Below are 18840 nucleotides of genomic sequence, written 5' to 3'. Positions count from 1 at the left end.
TTTCTGGCATTATTGGTATTAAAAAAATATTTCCTACCTTTGCAGTCTAAATTCATTGAACAGCATATATGAAACTTCAAAACATCATCATTACCATAGCCTCGCTATTCACATTGCAAAGCTGTATCAAAAGCGAAGCCCCAAATACCGAAGCCGATATCCTAACCTGTGAGGTCGACGGCAATCTGCTCATTCGTGAGCCTATAATCCAAAACACTGAGGTAAAACTCTACGTAACCGATTTAGATAAAGTAAAAAATCTCGCCCCTCGCTTCACCCTTACACAAGGGGCAACAATCAGTCCTACTAGCGGTACCGTACGCGACTTCTCTACCCCTCAAACTTATGTGGTAACCTCTGAGGACGGTAATTGGCAGAAAACTTATAAAGTGAGTTGTCTTACTAACGAAATTATCGCTCACTATCACTTCGAAAACGCTCGTATTACTGATGGTTACTACACTTTTTACGATACCTCAGTAAGCGGACAAGAAATCGCTTGGAGTAGCGGAAATGCAGGTTTTAAATTTACCAACAGTAATGCTAAACCCGATGAGTTCCCTACAAGTCAGAGTGAGAGTGGATACAGAGGGAAATGCGTGAAACTCGTAACACAAAGCACAGGGGTTTTAGGAAAAACTTTTGGTGCTCCTATCGCAGCTGGTAATCTCTTCACAGGAAGTTTTGAAATAAATTTGTTCACCCCTGCAAAATCTACCCATTTCGGGATTCCTTTCAAAAGAAAACCTACCCATCTCTCAGGATATTATAAATACAAAGCTGGTGAAAAACTCACCGATAAAAACGGCAATGTAATACCTAACCAAAAAGACAAATGTGATATTTATGCAGTGTTCTACGAGGTAACTTCTCAAGTACCTCATTTAGATGGTACTAACATTAAAACGCACAATAATATAGTGTTAATGGCACAACTAACCGACAAGAGAGAAACCGATAATTGGGTACAGTTCTCTATTCCTTTTAAAACAATAAAAGGTCGCTCTATCGATACTAAAAAATTAAAAGAAGGAAAGTATAGTCTCGCTATAGTACTTAGTTCCAGTGAAAAAGGTGCTGATTTTACAGCAGCCGTAGGTAGTACTCTTTATGTAGATGAAATGCAATTGTCTTATGAATAATGAAGTTATGAAAAAGAATATCGTTATTGTATGCTTAATGCTATTGAGCTGTTTTTCATACGCGCAAAACGAACGTACTGAAACGCTTGTACAATCAGAAGCTAAAGGTTGGGAATACGAACTAAAAGCTGGCGTAAATATAGGAGGTGCAAGCCCAATACCACTCCCTAAAGAAATACGGAAGATAAAGGGATATAGCCCAAAGTTTAATGGCTCATTTGAAGGAACTGTAACCAAATGGCTTACTCCTAAATGGGGTATCTCAGCTAGCTTACGATTGGAAGAAAAGGGTATGGAAACCGATGCAAATGTAAAGAACTACGGAATGGAGATTATAGAACAAGGTAACCACGTAGCGGGTTATTGGACGGGTGATGTACATACTACTTACAAAAGTTCATTTGTTACCCTGCCCATATCACTGAACTATCGCCTTGCCAATCGTTGGAAACTGCGCTTAGGTACATTTGTTTCTTACCGTATGGACGGCAATTTCTCAGGCTATGTTACCGAAGGTTATTTGCGAGAAGGTAGTCCTATCGGTGAGAAAGTAAGTTTCACTAACGGACAGATAGCCTCTTATGATTTTAGCAATCATCTCCGCCATTGGCATTGGGGCACACTGATAGGAGGCTCTTGGCAAGCGTTCAAGCATTTCAATATCAATGCTGAATTCACCTACGGAATAAATAATATCTTTAAAAAGGACTTTAAAACAATTACTTTTGATATGTATCCCATCTATATGAATATAGGTTTTGGGTATCACTTTTAAGCACTTTATAATATCTTAATTCTTAAAAGAAATATATGACAAAGTTATTTGTAAAAAATATGGTCTGCCATCGTTGTATAATAGTACTCGATGAACAGTTAAAAGCATTAGGCTTAACACCACAAAGCATCAATTTGGGTGAAATTACTTTTACACAGGAACTTTCGTCTGATGAGATACAAGCTATCAAACAAGCTCTCTTACCCTTAGGATTTGAGGTGATGAACGATAAGAAAAGTGTTGTTATTGAAAAAATTAAATCTATCATTATCAATTTGATACATAACCAAGACAACAAACTATCGTTTAACCTTTCTGAAATACTCAGCAGTGAATTAGGTCGAGATTACGGGGCTTTATCGCGTTTGTTTTCTGAGGTAGAAGGTAGAACAATTGAAAAATTCTTTATTGCTCAAAAGATTGAGAGAGTAAAGGAACTCTTAGTATATGACGAACTGACGCTTAGTGAAATAGCTTATCAACTCAACTATTCAAGTGTAGCGCACTTAAGCAATCAGTTTAAAAAAGTTACAGGACTCACTCCTAGCTTTTTCAAGCAGATAAAAGATAACAAACGTAAGTCTTTAGATGAGGTTTAAAATCTTACAAATTAAATACAAAATTGTGTAATATCCAAGTAGATGTTTTGCTGTATCTTTGCAGTGTAAAACAAATAACTTTTTAACATTTACAATTTATGGAATACAATATAGAAGGTATGGGGTGCACAGGTTGCGCCAATACCGTACAAAAAAAACTCTCTGAAGTAGCAGGCGTAACAGCTGTTACCGTAGATTTCGCTACTAAAAAAGCTACTGTCGAAACCGATAGAGAAATCCCTTTTGAAGCTCTTGAAAAAGCCTTAGAGGGTACTCATTATAGCATTCATCAGGCTTCAAATTCTGAGGGTTCTGGTGTTTTCTATTGTCCTATGCATTGCGAAGGCGATAAAACCTACGACCACCCTGGTGATTGTCCCGTATGTGGTATGCACTTGGTAGAACAAGTAGGAGGAGCTCAACAACAATATCATCACCACCACGAAGAATCCCCAAAAAAAGCTAAAGGCTCTGGTGTTTTCTATTGTCCTATGCACTGCGAAGGCGATAAAACCTACGACCACCCTGGTGATTGTCCCGTATGTGGTATGGATTTAGTAGAGCAAGTAGGAGGAGCTCAACAACATCATCACCACGAAGAATCTCCAAAAAAAACTAAAGGCTCTGGTGTTTTCTATTGTCCTATGCACTGCGAAGGCGATAAAACCTACGATCACCCCGGTGATTGTCCTATATGTGGTATGGATTTAGTAGAGCAAGTAAGCACAGAAGTAGCTTTTCCCCCTTCGGGGGGTAGGGGGCTAAGTGCAGAAGACCAAAAACGCAAAAAGTTACGTCGTCATTTTTGGGGTGCAGTAGCTTTTACACTCCCTATCTTTATCATCGCAATGAGCGGAATGTGGCACGACAATCCGCTGTATGAGCTAATGCCCGTAAGTGCTTGGAACTGGGTACAGTTTGCGTTATCACTACCCGTAGTGTTTTATTTCTGCTGGATATTCTTCGAAAGGGCTTGGCGCAGTATCAAGACCTTGCACTTCAATATGTTTACCCTCATAGGGATAGGTGCTGGCGTAGCTTGGCTTTTCAGTGTAGTAGGACTGTTAGTTCCTGATATGTTTCCTGAACAATTTAAAGAACACGGCTCAGTACACTTGTATTTCGAAGCAGCTACCGTCATTCTCACTTTGGTACTCTTAGGGCAAGTGCTCGAAGCCGATGCCCACAGTCGTACCCAAAGTGCTATCAAAAAACTATTGAACTTAGCGCCTAATGAAGCTACTAAAATTATTCACGGCAAAGAAGTAACCGTATCTATAGAAGAAGTGAAAAAAGGCGATTTGCTTCGGGTAAAACCTGGGGAGAAAATCCCTGTTGATGGTGTAATTACCGAAGGCAGTGCCAGCATAGACGAGAGTATGATTACGGGCGAACCTATTCCTGCGGAAAAAGAAGTGGGCAATAAGGTATCGGCAGGTACGCTCAATGGTATGCAGTCCTTTGTGATGCAAGCCGAAAAGGTAGGTAGCGATACCCTGCTCTCTCAAATCGTACAGTTGGTACAACAAGCCAGCAGTAGTAGGGCTCCTATTCAAAATTTAGCCGACAAGATAGCCTCTTACTTTGTACCTATTGTGATAGGTATTTCAGTGCTTACCTTTGTGATATGGTCGGTTTTTGGAGGTGAAAATGCTTACGTATACGCCCTGCTCAATGCCGTAGCAGTATTGATTATCGCTTGTCCTTGTGCACTCGGTTTAGCCACCCCTATGTCGGTAATGGTAGGCGTAGGCAAAGGGGCTCAAAACGGCATCTTGATACGCAATGCCGAAGCCTTAGAAGTGATGAACCGCGTTAATACTTTGGTTGTAGATAAAACGGGTACCCTCACCGAAGGTAAACCCAGTGTGAGTCGTGTGCTCACTTTTGGCAATACTACCGAAAAAGACTTGCTACAAACGCTTTACAGTCTTAACAAGCAAAGCGAACACCCGCTTGCCAAAGCTACCAATACATATGCTCAAGCACAAGGCATTACTCCCTTACCTTTCACCCACTTTGAAGCCATAGCGGGCAGAGGAGTAAAAGCCTCTTTTGAAGGAAAAGATTATTTCTTTGGCAACGAACGCCTAATAGAAGAACTCAATATAGCTTTGCCCGAAGAAGTAAGCACTGCTGTAAAAGCGGAACAGGAGCAAGGAAAGACCGTTTCGCTCGTAGTCGTAGAAAACCAAGTGATAGGAGCAGTCGCCATAACCGATAAAGTAAAAGCTTCTACTGCTGAAGCGATACAAGAGTTACAAGATTTAGGGGTAGAAATCGTGATGCTCACCGGTGATAATCCGCTTACAGCTGAGGCAGTAGCCAAAGAAATAGGTATCACTCAGTACAAAGCGGGAATGCTTCCTCAAAACAAGCAAGAGGAAGTAGTGCGTTTGCAAGCGGAAGGTAAAATCGTAGCAATGGCAGGCGATGGTATCAACGATGCTCCTGCTTTAGCACAAGCCAATGTGGGTATCGCAATGGGTAACGGAACTGATATTGCGATAGAAAGTGCTAAAATCACTTTGGTAAAAGGCGACTTGAGCGGAATTGTCAAAGCCAAAAAACTCAGCAAAGCGGTGGTGAAAAACATACGCGAAAATCTTTTCTTTGCGTTAGTGTATAACAGCGTAGGTATTCCCGTTGCAGCAGGGGTACTATACCCTATCTTTGGTATCCTTCTTTCTCCTATGTTGGGTGCCTTAGCAATGAGCTTTAGCTCTGTAAGTGTTATAAGTAATGCTTTAAGATTGAGAAGAACGAAATTATAAAGAATAAAAAAAGCGATACAGAATGTTAATCTCCTCTTAATAAATCAATTTCAGCTACTAACTCTTATTTCCTTCTTTAAACCGAATATAAATTAAGGTTTTTGTACATTTTTTATTGTACAACTGATAAAAATGCCGTACTTTTGTAGCGAAATTGTTTAACGTAATATATACATATATAAAACTATAAAACGAATGGCAGGATTATTTAAAACATCTGTTGCAAGGAAGGTGACGATGGCTCTTTCGGCACTCTTTCTCATTCTCTTTCTAATCATTCACTTTGCGGTAAACTTCACCTCTGTGATTAGCGAGAGTACTTTCAACGAGCTATCTCATTTTATGGGCACCAATCCTCTTATTCAGTTTGCTATGCAACCTGTATTGCTCGCTGGGGTGTTGTTCCACTTCATTATGGGATTTGTCTTGGAAATCCAAAACAAAAAAGCTCGTGGTAGTGAGGCATATTACAGCTATAATGGGGGGGCTAACTCCACTTGGATGTCTCGTAATATGATTATCACAGGAGTGGTGATTCTTCTCTTCTTAGGGTTGCACCTCTATGATTTTTGGGTAGGCGAAATGAACTACAAGTACATCGAGCAATTACCTCCAAACCCCGACCGCTACTACGAAGAATTAGTAGAGAAATTCCACAACCCTGTGCGTGTGGGTATTTATGTGTTAGCCTTTATCGCTTTGGCTTTGCACTTGCTACACGGCTTTCAATCATCTTTCCAATCTATGGGCTGGAAAGACGATGAGCGCAAAAAGTTTATCAGCTGCGTTGGCAATTGGTATTCTTACATTATCTGTGGAGGCTTTATCTTCATCGCCCTCTTCCATTACATTAAATTTTTAACAGCTTAATCTTATGAGTACATTAGATTCTAAAATTCCTGAAGGTCCTATAGCGGACAAATGGACGAAATATAAAGACCATATCAACCTCGTAAACCCTGCTAACAAGCGTAATATCGATGTGATTGTGGTAGGTACTGGCTTGGCAGGAGGTTCGGCTGCAGCTACCCTCGCTGAATTAGGCTACAACGTGAAAGCATTTGCTTACCAAGATTCTCCTCGTCGTGCACACTCTATCGCTGCTCAAGGGGTATCAATGCCGCTAAAAACTATATGGGCGATGGCGACTCTATCTATCGCTTGTTCTACGATACTGTAAAAGGAGGTGACTACCGCGCTCGTGAGGCAAACGTATACCGTCTTGCTGAAGTATCTGGCAACATCATCGACCAATGTGTGGCGCAAGGCGTACCTTTCGCTCGTGATTACGGCGGACTCTTAGACAACCGTTCTTTCGGTGGGGTATTGGTTTCTCGTACTTTCTATGCCAAAGGTCAAACAGGACAACAGCTCTTGCTCGGTTGCTATGCCGCAATGAACCGCCAAATCGCTCGTGGTAAAATTGATATGTACAACCGCCACGAAATGCTCGATGTGGTAATCGTAGACGGTAAAGCTCGTGGTATCATCGCTCGTAACCTTGTTACTGGTGAAATTGAACGCCACTCTGCTCACGCGGTGGTTATCGCTTCTGGTGGTTATGGTAACGTATACTTCCTTTCAACCAATGCGATGGGCTCTAACGCTACCGCAGCTTGGAAAATCCACAAAAAAGGTGCTTACTTTGCTAACCCTTGCTTCACTCAAATTCACCCTACTTGTATTCCTCGTTCGGGTGACTATCAGTCTAAATTAACTTTGATGTCCGAATCATTGCGTAACGACGGACGTATTTGGGTACCTAAGAAAATGGAAGATGCTGTAGCGATACGCGAAAAACGCAAAAAACCTACTGAAATTCCCGAAGAAGACCGCGATTACTACTTGGAACGCCGTTACCCTGCTTTCGGTAACCTCGTGCCTCGTGACGTGGCTTCACGTGCTGCTAAAGAGCGTTGCGATGCAGGCTATGGAGTAAACGAAACAGGTGAAGCTGTTTATTTGGATTTCTCTTCTGCTATCGAACGTTACGGTAAAGAACAATGTAAAATCCACGGTGTAGAACCTACTAAAGAAGAAGTTACAAAACGCGGTGAAAAAATCGTAGAAGCTAAATACGGCAACCTTTTCCAAATGTACGAAAAGATTGTAGCCGAAAACCCTTATAAAACACCAATGATGATTTATCCTGCTACTCACTACACTATGGGTGGTATTTGGGTAGATTACAACTTGATGACCACTATCCCTGGTTGTTATGCTATTGGTGAGGCAAACTTCTCCGACCACGGAGCAAACCGCTTAGGAGCTTCTGCCTTGATGCAAGGTTTAGCCGATGGTTACTTCGTATTACCTTACACTATTGGCGATTACTTAGCCGCTGATATCCGTACTGGTAAAATCCCTACTGATACTCCTGAGTTTGACGAAGCAGAACGCATCGTAAAAGAGCGTTTGGCTTACTTCATCAACAATAAGGGTACGCACTCTGTAGATTACTTCCACAAGAAACTTGGTAAAGTGATGTGGGATAAAGTAGGTATGGCACGTAATGCAGAAGGCTTGAAAGAAGCTATCAAAGAAATACGCGAAATACGCGAAGATTTCTGGAAAAACGTAAAAGTACCTGGTGAACTCACTGGTATGAATGTAGAGCTTGAAAAAGCGGGTCGTGTAGCCGACTTCCTTGAACTTGGTGAGTTATTTGCTAAAGATGCTTTAGAGCGTAATGAGTCTTGTGGTGGTCACTTCCGCGAAGAGTATCAAACTCCTGATGGTGAAGCCCTCCGCGACGACAAAAACTATGCTTATGTAGCCGCTTGGCAATACACTGGTAATCCTAAAGAAGTAGTGAATACCTACAACCCTAGTGAAGAGGTAATGCATAAAGAATTTCTTGTATTTAAAGATATTGAATTGAAACAACGTAGTTATAAATAGAAAGATATGGCAACGATGAACCTAACACTCAAAGTGTGGCGACAAAAAAACTCGCAAGAGAAAGGTCGTATGGTAGATTATAAAGTAACCAACATTTCAGACCATATGTCTTTTTTGGAAATGTTGGATGTACTCAACGAACAACTCATTGAAAAAGGAGAAGAACCTGTAGCATTCGACCACGATTGCCGTGAAGGTATTTGCGGTATGTGCTCTCTCTTCATCAATGGGGAAGCTCACGGACCCGACCGTGGGGTAACTACTTGTCAGTTGCATATGCGTATGTTCAAAGATGGTGATACCATCACTATTGAACCTTGGCGCGCTACTGCTTTCCCTGTTATTAAAGACTTGATGGTAGATAGAACTGCTTTTGAACGCATTCAACAAGCAGGAGGATATATCTCTGTGAACACTTCTGGTAATACGCAAGATGCCAACGCTATTCCTATCCCTAAACGCGATGCCGACCGCTCTATGGACGCTGCGGCTTGTATAGGTTGTGGAGCTTGTGTGGCTACTTGTAAAAACTCTTCGGCTATGCTGTTTGTGGCTGCCAAAGTATCGCAATTTGCCCTCCTTCCTCAAGGTCGTGTAGAGGCTACCGAGCGCGTACTCAATATGGTAAACCAAATGGAACACGAAGGTTTTGGTAACTGTACCAACACTGGTGCCTGCGAAGTAGAATGCCCTAAAGGTATTTCACTTGAAAATATCGCACGCCTCAATAGAGAATACCTCAAAGCAAGTATTCGTTAATTAGCAAATTTGAAAATTAGCAAATAAAAAACTGTCTCAAAATTTTTGAGGCAGTTTTTATTATCTCTTATTTACTTCCTCTCAGTACTGGGTTCAACTCATCATCATTGTACATTTTCATTTGTTTATACACCTTCATATACTTTCTGCCAGTGGCGATATCGTCTAAAAGCTGGTCAAGAGCGGTAGAGAGGTCTTTTTTCTGTTCGAGGAGAACATTCAGTTTTTCTTGGCATTTAGCGCGATGCTCAGGAGTGGCATCGGGGCGGTTCACTTCTTCCTTCATATGGTAAATTTTCAGTGCTAAAATCGAAAGCCTATCCACTGCCCAAGCAGGACTCTCGGTGTTGATAGTAGCCTCAGGAACTGGTTTCACCTCCTTATACAAGTCTAAAAAATAGCTATCAATATACTCTACCATATCAGTGCGATCTTGGTTAGAAGCATCAATTTTGCGTTTGAGGTCGAGGGCAGCCACTGGGTCGATGTTCGGGTCGCGAATGATATCCTCGTAATGCCATTGCACGGTGTCAATCCAGTTCTTGCGATAAAGCAAGTGATTGAGCAAGTCGGTTGATGGATAAGGGTTTGTAAAAGACTGATATACATCGTCGGCAATGTGGTATTGCCCAATACTTTCTTCAAATATTTTAAAAGCTTTTTCTGAAAACATAGTCATTAATTTTTGGGCAAATATAAAGTTTTTCTTTAATAAATCAAACCTTTTACGTAACTTTGCCACAAATTTTAATTTTTCTATGAAATACTTCATTTTTATTATCACTTTATTCACCCTCATTATGGAAAACCTACAAGCACAAAACAACGCTGATAATCAAACTATTTATCAGTTTACTGTAGAAGATATCAATGGCAAACCCTTTGCCCTTGCCAACCTCAAAGGCAAGAAAGTAATGATTGTTAATACTGCCTCAAAATGCGGTCTCACCCCTCAATACAAAGAACTCGAAGCGCTTTATCAGCAGTATAAGGATAGAGATTTTATCATTATAGGGTTCCCCGCTAATAATTTCTTAGGACAAGAACCAGGTAGTAATGAACAAATCGCTTCATTTTGCAGTATCAACTATGGAGTAACATTCCCGATGATGAGCAAAATATCGGTAAAAGGAAAGAATATGCACCCTCTATATCAGTTTCTTACCCAGAAAGCGAAAAACGGTGTAGAAGATTCTAAAGTAAAATGGAATTTTCAAAAATACCTCATCGGACGAAACGGCAAATTAGAAAAGGTAATCGACCCTAAAACCTTACCTTCTAGCGATGAAGTGAAACAATGGATTGAAAAATAACACTGATAACAATGCTGAAAAAACTATTTGCAAATTACCGCTTTATCACAATACTATGGTTTGCCCTTGCGCTGGCGACTGTAGTGCAGAACGTATGGATAGCAGGCAAGTTCAACAACTACCTAATTTTTGACGGGGTATTTTGGCATACCTTCAAGCAATTGCCCTTATACCTCCCCTATCCTGACGAGTATTTTGATACAAACCATTACGGTATCTTATTCAGTGCGGTTATCGCTCCTTTTGCCTTGTTACCCAAGTGGATAGGTTGTACTTTGTGGATAATGGCAAATGCAGCTTTCTTATATTGGGCAATTAGGCAATTGCCTCTCTCTAAAAATGCAATTATAGCGGTACTGCTCATTGCTGCTCACGATATGTATACCGCAGCAGCTATGCAGCAGTTCAATATCAGTGTGATAGCACTATTAGTAGGTGCTTTTGTGTTTATAGAACGCAGGCAGAGTCATTGGGCAACCTTGCTTATTGTAATAGGTACACTCACTAAACTCTATGGCATTGTAGGCTTAGCATTTTTCTTCTTTGCTAAGGACAAATGGCGATTTATTTGGTCGGGGTTATTTTGGCTCATCATTTTATTTTGTTTGCCAATGTTCTACTCTTCACCCGATTATGTAGTTTCTCAATATTTTGATTGGTATGCTTCTTTAGCTGAAAAGAATGTATCCAACCTAAATACCACCACTTACAACTTGCAAAACCTATCACTTTTAGGCTTTTTGCAACGCACAGGCATTTATAACAACAACAGTATGGTTATTCTCCTCGGGTTAGGGCTATTTGCACTACCTTATTTGCGCATTCAGCAGTATAAAAATCTCAATTTTAGATTGCTGTTATTAGCTTCAGTGAGTATTTTCCTCTGTTTGTTTAGCACAGGTACTGAAAATAGCACTTATATAGTAGCTTATGTGGGGGTTGGGATATGGTTTATGGTAAGTGAGCTCCATCCTAAACTCAAAATAACCTTATTGGTATTGGCTATGTTAGGCTCACTCTCCCCTACTGATTTATTCAAGCCACTGAAAGAACCTTACATTATCCGATATTCGTTAAGAGCTGTACCCGTAACCTTGGTTTGGCTTGCAATAGTGTATGAAATGTTATTTATTCAGGTAAGAGATAAAAAAGATGAAAACAATAGAAATAATAGTACCGTGTTATAACGAAAGTGAAAATATACGTCCGTTATATGAGGCTATACAGCGTGTTTTTGCTGAAAAACTCCCTGATTATAGCTATACTTTGCTTTTTGTAAACGACGGCAGCAGCGATAATTCTCTTGAGGTGCTCAAATCTTTAGTTGAAAGTGATATGCGCGTGAAATATCTATCGTTTTCGCGTAACTTTGGTCACCAATTAGCAGTAAAAGCAGGATTAGACCACTCGTTTGCTGATGCTGTTATCTCTATGGATTGCGATTTGCAACACCCTCCTGCCCTTTTGCCCGAGCTCATTGCCAAATGGGAAGAAGGCTATCAAGTAGTGGCAACTTTGCGCACCTATCCGGCTGATACTCCTAAAAAGAAACAAAAAAGCTCTCAACAGTTTTACAAACTTCTCAATCTGCTTTCGGATATAGAAATCAAAGAAGGTTCAGCTGATTTTAGACTTTTAGACCAATCGGTGGTAAGGGTCATTCGCTCTATGAAAGAGAACGAACCTTTCTTGCGAGGCATCGTGCCTTGGGTAGGATTCCGCCAAACTTACATCCCTTACACTGCAGCTTCTCGTTTTGCAGGTGAAAGTAAATACACAGTTAAGAAGATGCTACAATTAGCGATTACAGGTGTTACGGCTTTCAGTATCAAACCCTTATATTTCGCTGTATTTTTAGGCTTTGCATTCTCTGCCCTATCACTATTATACATTCCTTATGTGATATACGCCTTTGCAAGTGGCACTGAAATATCGGGCTGGGCTTCACTGATTATGACGATTGTTTTCTTTGGTGGGTTACAACTCATCATTTTAGGTATCATAGGTATTTACATAGGAAAAATCTTTAAACAAACTAAAGACCGACCTTGTTATATTATTCAAGAACAAAAATTGTAAATAAAAACACATAAAAATGAGAAATCCGATTCTAATATTGCTAATACTTTTTAGCGCATTTATCCAAGCACAAGAGAAATATCAATTATCAAGTCATATTTTAGATATTTCACAAGGTAAACCTGCTCCAAATGTAAAGATAGCTCTATCTAAGCAAGATAAAAATCAAAACTGGGTATTGATAGATGAGAAATACACAGATAACAATGGGAGGATTAAAGATTTTTTGAAAGAAGAATCTAATAAAAATAATAATGGGGTTTATAAACTCACTTTTTATATCACTCCTTATTTTGAAAAGTTGAAACAAAAAACATTTTATCCCTTTATAGAAGTAGTTTTTGAGATAAAAGATGATCAACATTATCACATCCCGATTACATTATCTCCGTATGGTTATTCTACTTACAGAGGAAACTAATAACTATAAAAATGATTTATTTAAGTTTCGACATAGAAGAATTTGATATGCCCAAAGAATACGGCTACGACATCGCTTTCGAGCGACAAATAGCCATTTCACGCGAGGGGCTTACCGCTATATTAAACCTACTCAAAAAACGCAACGCCAAGGCTACTTTCTTTTCAACAGTAGTCTTTGCCCAGCAAGTCCCCGACCTTATAGAGAGACTCCTCAGTGAAGGGCACGAATTAGCCTCACACACTTATTATCATTCCGAATTTGAGATTGCACACCTCAAACGCTCTAAAGAGGCTTTAGAACAGCAATTTGGCGTAACTATTGAGGGATTGCGTATGCCGAGAATGCTCGAAGTAAGTACTGAGAAGGTAAAAAAAGCGGGCTATCAATACAATTCATCAGTAAATCCTACATTTTTACCAGGGAGATACAACAAATTACACGTACCAAAACGATTTTTCAACGAAAATGGCTTATGGCAAATCCCTACAGCGGTAAGTTGGTTTAGGATTCCTCTATTTTGGTTATCATTTCACAATTTTCCTTTGTGGATTTATAAGTTTTTGCTAAATGGATGTGTAGCCTCTACAGGCTATGCTACTTTGTACTTCCATCCTTGGGAATTTACAAATTTACACCAAAAAGAATTTAATTTTCCTGCTTATGTAATGCGTAACAGTGGTGAGCAGATGATCGCGCGTTTTGACCAATTGTTGCAATATATTGATAAAAAAGGCTGGAAAACGAGCCTCTATAAACAATTAACAATCGAGAATTAATGACGACAAGAGAACTACTACACGATGCTTTGGCTTTAACAGAACATAGTTTTGCCAACGAAAATCCTAAATACATCAAAAAACAAAAGAACAAGATACTCTTCCATACCTTGTTGAACATTCCGTTTGCTAAAAAATGGTTTAGTTTGATACAGTCAGAAGAGTATAAGTGGATACTTTTGCACCGTCCTCGTATTTATTTTAAGCCTTTTAGGGTGTATATGTCTACCAAATGGGGCAAGAACGAACGAACTAAAGCCTTGCTGAGTTGTTATGCTTTTATCAAGCAACAGCCTTTTTTGACGCGTGTTATCCAAGAAGAAAAGCCTATCAAATTGGCTGAGTTCACAATGAAATACAACGGCGAAAAGGGACAAATATACCTCGGATACAATGAACGTTTCCGCAAAGAGGGGGAATTAGTGGTCTCGTTGCATTGTGATAGTTATCAGGAGGCTATCTGTGAAGCTTCTTTTGTGATTGACAAAGAAAATGAGGAGTGGGTATGTCGTATAGGTTGTGTGCAAGGCAACAAAAGTGCCGAAACTGAGAATGCTATCAAAGAACTACAAAAACAGATGTATGCTCTTCGTCCTAAAGCTCTGATGATATTTATCATTCAGGAACTTAGCAGGCAATTAGGCTGTACCGCTTTGTATGGGGTAGGCAGTAAAATTCAGGCACATAACAAGAAACACTTTATTCATATAGAATGGTTGCACAAACTCAGTTTTAGTTATGACACGTTGTGGAAAGAAGCCGATGGCATTCCTGATAAAGATGGGTGGTTCAAGCTTCCTATTGAAATGCACCGCAAACCAATGGAAGAAATCAAATCGAGCAAGAGGTCACTCTACCGCTATAGGTATGAGATGTTGGACAAAATTGCAGCAGAAATAAAGGAGACAATTAACAAATAACAAGATGAAATTAGATATATTAGCTTTTGGGGCACACCCCGATGATGTAGAATTAGGGGCTGCAGGCACCATTGCCAAAGAGATTAGCTTAGGCAGAAGTGTGGGTATTATCGACCTAACACAAGGCGAATTGGGCACACGTGGCAGTGCTGAAATACGCCACCAAGAGGCAATCAAAGCCAAAGAGCTATTAGGGGTAACCATACGCGAGAATTTGAAGTTCCGTGATGGTTTTTTCATAAATAACGAAGCTCACCAAATGGAGATTATTAAAAAAATACGTCAATATCAGCCCGAGATAGTACTTTGCAATGCTGTAGACGACCGTCATATCGACCACGGCAAAGGTAGCAAACTCGTGAGTGATGCTTGTTTTCTCAGCGGTTTGCGACGCATCGAAACTACTCTCGATGGTGTAGCACAAACGGCTTGGCGTCCTAAAGTGGTGTATCACTACATTCAGTGGAAGAATATAGTCCCTGATTTTGTGGTAGATATCACAGGATTTATGGAAGCCAAAGTGAATGCTGTGTTGGCGTACAGCTCTCAGTTTTACGACAGTAATAGCAATGAGCCCACTACTCCAATTTCTGACAAGAACTTTTTAGATAGCGTTACTTACAGAGCACGAGATTTGGGTAGGCTAATTGGTACAGATTTTGCGGAAGGTTTTACATGTGAGAGAGTTCCCGCCGTGGAATCTCTTTTTAATCTTAAATAACTGAAAAATGAAATTAATATTATTAACTATTGGTATATTACTGCTATGTGTAGCAGGTATGGCAATTAAGATTTGGGGTAAAAAAGGCGGTAAATTTGCCGGTACTTGTGCAAGCCAAAATCCACATTTAAACCCTGAAGGGGAACCTTGCAGTTTCTGCGGTCGCTTACCCGACGAACAAGAGTGCAGAAATAAATAATGGCTGAAGCACTTGCTGAAAATATAGTCGCTGCAAAAGCAGGTAAACAACGAGCTTTTAGTTGGTTGTTGGACGAGTTTTGGACTGATGTGTACAACTTTCAGCTCAAGCGTGTGAATGATGAAGTTGAAGCAGAGGATATTAGCATACAAACATTTGCTAAAGCATTCGATAAGCTCCATACTTACGACGAGCGATACTCTTTCCGCACTTGGTTAATTGCTATTTCTAAAAATATTCACATAGATAACCTGAGAAAGCAAAATGAGTCGCTATTGCACTTAGATCGAGAGGAAAAGCAATCTAAAACACTGATAGATGAGACCCCCATCATAGAGGATAGCCTCATTATGGAACAGCAGTTCGACTACTTGTTAAAGAGTATAAAACAACTAAAAGAGCCTTACCGAACGGCAATACAACTGCGCTATTTGCACGAAAAAAGCTATAAAGAGATTGCCGAAGAGATGCAGTCACCGATGAGCAGTGTGAAGATTACTCTGCTAAGAGCTAAGAAAATGCTGGCAGAGATATTAAAGAAAAACAGATGAGACCTTTATGTTTCATCTGTTTTTTTATACTTGTTTTATAAAGCTACGTTCTTGCGGTGGATATCTATGACTTCGGAGATTTGGTATTCATCAAAAAGACTGAGAAGCTCATCTACACCTTCTTCTAATTTTAAATCCATTTCTTCTGGATAAATAGGCAAGATACAATAGAAATTGATAATTGTACCGTCTTTGGTGTGTAACTTTAAGAACTCCTGTGGTGCCGATAAGTAAGGGGGCATTAGCAGTATACAACCGAAATCGGTATTGGCAATAGGTTCAGCATCAGGACCGTTGGGAATAGTATGCCCTTCAGCCATCCACGTTTTGTACTGATGTGGGAAACGCGCTATCATTTTAAGGAAGTACACAGGCCAATAGTTATCGTCGTCTTTAAAAGCCTCATCGCTGATAGGCCAATCGGCGGGGAGGTAGACCATTAGCTCAGCGTGGCTGTAGTCGTTCGGGTCATCTAAGCCTTCGGGTAAGTACATAGGGTAATCGCTCATACCGGTAGTAAAGAGTACATTGTAAGGCGTTTCGGGGGTAGGTTTAATCCAATGTACATCTATATGCACATATTCTGAGACAATTTCGTGGAATACGCTGTCTATTTTGCCGATATATTTTTCAAAATGGTCGCAAATTTCGTCCATATACACACAAGTGCGGTCAGGCAATACAAAATCGCTTCTGTCTTTTTCGGAATAGTTATAAACGTTAGAGCCTCCTTCCGATACATAATCGGGGGTAGGAGCGAAGATATTAGGCAAATCGTTTTCTTCGTCATAAGAAACGGCTTCAATGAGCGAGTGCATCTCGTTGTCGTAGTACACGATTCCCTTTTCAATATCATCAGTAAGGAATTCGAGCCAATCTTCCATAGAGTCGTGGTGCAAATCCATAAAAGAGTCTTCTATAGAATCCAACACCAAATCTATTTCTCCTATCTGACCTATTACACCTTCTTCATCGGGGTCGAGGTCTATGAACATAAAGCGCGCCCCATTGGAGAGGAATGGAATCCATTTAGGATTATAAAATTGGTTTTTTATTACCTTATCCCAGCACATATCAATCGCTTCTTCTTCATCAAAACGGAGTGACTGCCAATTAGGCACACTCTCCAATTGCTCAAGCCAGTGTTCTTGGGTGCGTTTGATTTCTTCTAAAGGGATAAAGCGCAAACCGTTAAGGAAGAATACATCGTTTTCGCCTTCTTTTTGCCCGTTGAAAGTCTGGTATAGCTTTCTCACCTCAGAAGGCAAAGTAATACCCATTTCCCCCTCAAATACCGCTATTTGGGTATCCGAAACACCTTTGTTGAGACTTGCAATAAGAGGAGTTGCTTGTTCAAGTATTACGTCTAAAAAACGTTTGACAGTTTTTTCCATAGTCATTTTATACAATAGTTTTTCGCAACAAATGTACGACTTTTCTATTAAAAAACAAATATCATTTTATATTTTTTCGTTTCTATTTCTAAATATTAAAAATATGGCATATCTTTATGTCATATTTTAATTAAACAAAAGACGTATGGACACTGGAGTTACATCGGTTTTGAGCTATTTTGGCTTACTGTCTTTTTTTCGGTAAGAAAGGTCAGAAAAGTCTATCAATCACTTTTCACTCTTTACCACTCTCTCCTGGCGGTTGATAGATTCTTGGTGAATAGCCTTAAATACCTGAATCACTAAATCCTCACTTAGGTTGCGTTGTTCGCCTTCTGATATCATTTTGCCAAGAATTTCGTGCCAACGTTGGTTTTGCAAAATCGCTACATTATTCGCTTTTTTCAGCATTCCTATCTCATCGGCTACCTCCATACGTCTTTTGAGTAAATCCAATAATTTGTTGTCCAGTATATCAATGCGCGAACGTAAATTACTTAACTGACTCACATAGTCTTCTTCAGCTACCGAAGCCTCGCGAATGCGCAAATCTCTCATTATTTGTATGAGGCGTTCAGGGGTAATCTGTTGTGCTGCATCACTCCACGCAGCATCAGGGGTACAGTGCGTTTCAATCATTAAGCCATCGAAGTTTAAGTCGAGAGCCGTTTGCGATACATCAAAAATCATATCGCGTTTGCCGGTGATATGCGAAGGGTCGCAAATAAGTGGCAAGTTAGGGAACTTGTTTTGCAGTTCAATTACCAATTGCCATTCAGGAATATTGCGGTATTTGGTCTTTTCGTAAGTAGAAAATCCGCGATGTATCACCCCCAAGTTTCTGATGCCTGCGCGTTGTAATCGTTCCAAAGCTCCTATCCATAACGGAAGGTCGGGGTTTACAGGATTTTTTACCAAGATAATCTTATCAGTGCCTTTTAGCTCATCGGCTATTTCTTGAATAATAAACGGACTCACAGTAGAGCGCGCCCCTATCCACAACATATCAATATCGTGTTCCAAGGCAAGCTTCACGTGGTCTTTATTGGCTACTTCGGTAGCCGTTTTGAGTCCCGTTTCTTCTTTTACCCGTTGTAGCCATTTCAGACCTAACGCTCCTACGCCTTCAAACATACCTGGGCGGGTACGAGGTTTCCAAATACCTGCACGGAAGAAAGATACATCAGTATCTTTTAGGCTATGTGCTATTTTCAGCACTTGTTCTTCAGTCTCAGCACTGCAAGGTCCAGCAATTACTACGGGGTGGTTAAGGTGTAAGTCATCAAGCCACTGTCTATTTTCTTTGGTTATTTCCATTCTATGGGTCTTATTCTTTTAGTTGTCAAAGGGCAAAGATACAAAAAACTAGAGAATAAGTAATGAAAAACCAAAAAACTCTATATTATCAACTGATAAATCAGCAAAAAAGTAAAATATACCCATTTTCAAATCTTTAACAATTATCTTTATAATCACTTACCTTTACCTTAGTTTTTTCTTATTTTCGTTCATT

General features: G+C 40.0%; 18 protein-coding genes and 1 pseudogene. 16 read left to right on the top strand and 3 right to left on the bottom strand.

Annotated features, from left to right (window positions below):
* Window positions 1-68: 68 nt before the first annotated feature.
* From HW278_RS02510 to HW278_RS02480, 7 genes and pseudogenes are all read left to right on the top strand, one after another.
* Window positions 69-1142 (top strand): PCMD domain-containing protein, encoded by a 1074-nt coding sequence (locus tag HW278_RS02510; protein WP_178976831.1) that lies wholly within the window; start codon window positions 69-71, stop codon window positions 1140-1142.
* Window positions 1135-1917, top strand: coding sequence for a porin family protein (locus HW278_RS02505; protein ID WP_178976830.1), 783 nt, complete (start codon window positions 1135-1137; stop codon window positions 1915-1917). Before HW278_RS02510 ends, HW278_RS02505 begins: the two co-directional genes overlap by 8 nt.
* Window positions 1918-1952: 35 nt before the next feature.
* The gene (locus HW278_RS02500) at window positions 1953-2516 is read left to right on the top strand and encodes a helix-turn-helix domain-containing protein (RefSeq protein WP_009421255.1); all 564 of its coding nucleotides are present in this window, start codon (window positions 1953-1955) and stop codon (window positions 2514-2516) included.
* Between the two features lie 98 nt (window positions 2517-2614).
* Window positions 2615-5290: a heavy metal translocating P-type ATPase gene (locus HW278_RS02495; RefSeq protein ID WP_178976829.1), complete on the top strand. Its 2676-nt coding sequence runs from the start codon at window positions 2615-2617 to the stop codon at window positions 5288-5290.
* Between the two features lie 195 nt (window positions 5291-5485).
* Complete coding sequence (locus HW278_RS02490; protein WP_034554313.1) at window positions 5486-6160, top strand: succinate dehydrogenase cytochrome b subunit; 675 nt, start codon at window positions 5486-5488, stop codon at window positions 6158-6160.
* 4 nt (window positions 6161-6164) lie between these two features.
* A pseudogene (locus tag HW278_RS02485) lies at window positions 6165-8191 on the top strand (fumarate reductase/succinate dehydrogenase flavoprotein subunit).
* A gap of 6 nt (window positions 8192-8197) precedes the next feature.
* On the top strand, window positions 8198-8950 hold the full coding sequence (locus HW278_RS02480) for a succinate dehydrogenase/fumarate reductase iron-sulfur subunit (protein WP_002673219.1): 753 nt from the start codon (window positions 8198-8200) through the stop codon (window positions 8948-8950).
* 67 nt (window positions 8951-9017) lie between these two features.
* On the opposite strand, the gene HW278_RS02475 is transcribed toward HW278_RS02480, so the two are convergent.
* The gene (locus HW278_RS02475; RefSeq protein WP_178976828.1) at window positions 9018-9623 is read right to left on the bottom strand and encodes a DUF4254 domain-containing protein; all 606 of its coding nucleotides are present in this window, start codon (window positions 9621-9623) and stop codon (window positions 9018-9020) included.
* Window positions 9624-9708: 85 nt separating this feature from the next.
* Between HW278_RS02475 and HW278_RS02470 the strand changes: the two genes are divergently transcribed.
* The 9 genes from HW278_RS02470 to HW278_RS02430 are packed head-to-tail and all read left to right on the top strand — an operon-like array spanning window position 9709 to window position 15933.
* Window positions 9709-10263, top strand: a complete 555-nt coding sequence (locus HW278_RS02470; protein WP_178976827.1) for a glutathione peroxidase — start codon at window positions 9709-9711, stop codon at window positions 10261-10263.
* 11 nt (window positions 10264-10274) lie between these two features.
* Window positions 10275-11450: a glycosyltransferase family 87 protein gene (locus tag HW278_RS02465; protein WP_178976826.1), complete on the top strand. Its 1176-nt coding sequence runs from the start codon at window positions 10275-10277 to the stop codon at window positions 11448-11450.
* Window positions 11416-12342 (top strand): glycosyltransferase family 2 protein, encoded by a 927-nt coding sequence (locus tag HW278_RS02460; protein WP_009418817.1) that lies wholly within the window; start codon window positions 11416-11418, stop codon window positions 12340-12342. The genes HW278_RS02465 and HW278_RS02460 overlap by 35 nt, the downstream gene beginning before the upstream one ends.
* Window positions 12343-12358: 16 nt before the next feature.
* Window positions 12359-12763 carry a hydroxyisourate hydrolase gene (gene uraH / locus HW278_RS02455; RefSeq protein WP_178976825.1) on the top strand — a complete coding sequence of 135 codons (405 nt, stop codon included), beginning with the start codon at window positions 12359-12361 and terminating at the stop codon, window positions 12761-12763.
* An 11-nt stretch (window positions 12764-12774) separates the two neighbouring features.
* Window positions 12775-13542: a polysaccharide deacetylase family protein gene (locus HW278_RS02450; RefSeq protein ID WP_178976824.1), complete on the top strand. Its 768-nt coding sequence runs from the start codon at window positions 12775-12777 to the stop codon at window positions 13540-13542.
* Complete coding sequence (locus tag HW278_RS02445; protein WP_178976823.1) at window positions 13542-14462, top strand: VirK/YbjX family protein; 921 nt, start codon at window positions 13542-13544, stop codon at window positions 14460-14462. The genes HW278_RS02450 and HW278_RS02445 overlap by 1 nt, the downstream gene beginning before the upstream one ends.
* A gap of 4 nt (window positions 14463-14466) precedes the next feature.
* A complete protein-coding gene (gene bshB1, locus HW278_RS02440) occupies window positions 14467-15183 on the top strand; it encodes a bacillithiol biosynthesis deacetylase BshB1 (protein WP_178976822.1) in 717 nt (238 codons plus the stop codon).
* Between the two features lie 7 nt (window positions 15184-15190).
* Window positions 15191-15382: a hypothetical protein gene (locus tag HW278_RS02435; protein ID WP_002673203.1), complete on the top strand. Its 192-nt coding sequence runs from the start codon at window positions 15191-15193 to the stop codon at window positions 15380-15382.
* Window positions 15382-15933 (top strand): RNA polymerase sigma factor, encoded by a 552-nt coding sequence (locus HW278_RS02430; protein ID WP_002673201.1) that lies wholly within the window; start codon window positions 15382-15384, stop codon window positions 15931-15933. Before HW278_RS02435 ends, HW278_RS02430 begins: the two co-directional genes overlap by 1 nt.
* A gap of 35 nt (window positions 15934-15968) precedes the next feature.
* Here the strand turns inward: HW278_RS02430 and HW278_RS02425 are convergent, their stop codons facing one another.
* Together HW278_RS02425 and HW278_RS02420 are read right to left on the bottom strand one after the other, a co-directional pair.
* On the bottom strand, window positions 15969-17327 hold the full coding sequence (locus HW278_RS02425) for a suppressor of fused domain protein (RefSeq protein ID WP_034542465.1): 1359 nt from the start codon (window positions 17325-17327) through the stop codon (window positions 15969-15971).
* Between the two features lie 228 nt (window positions 17328-17555).
* Window positions 17556-18644: a bifunctional 3-deoxy-7-phosphoheptulonate synthase/chorismate mutase type II gene (locus tag HW278_RS02420; RefSeq protein ID WP_178976821.1), complete on the bottom strand. Its 1089-nt coding sequence runs from the start codon at window positions 18642-18644 to the stop codon at window positions 17556-17558.
* Window positions 18645-18840: the final 196 nt, after the last annotated feature.

Source organism: Capnocytophaga sp. oral taxon 902 (genome assembly GCF_013394735.1).
Classification (GTDB): domain Bacteria; phylum Bacteroidota; class Bacteroidia; order Flavobacteriales; family Flavobacteriaceae; genus Capnocytophaga; species Capnocytophaga ochracea.
The sequence above is the reverse complement of the archived record's forward strand: the minus strand, read 5'-3'. Positions and strand labels throughout refer to the sequence as shown.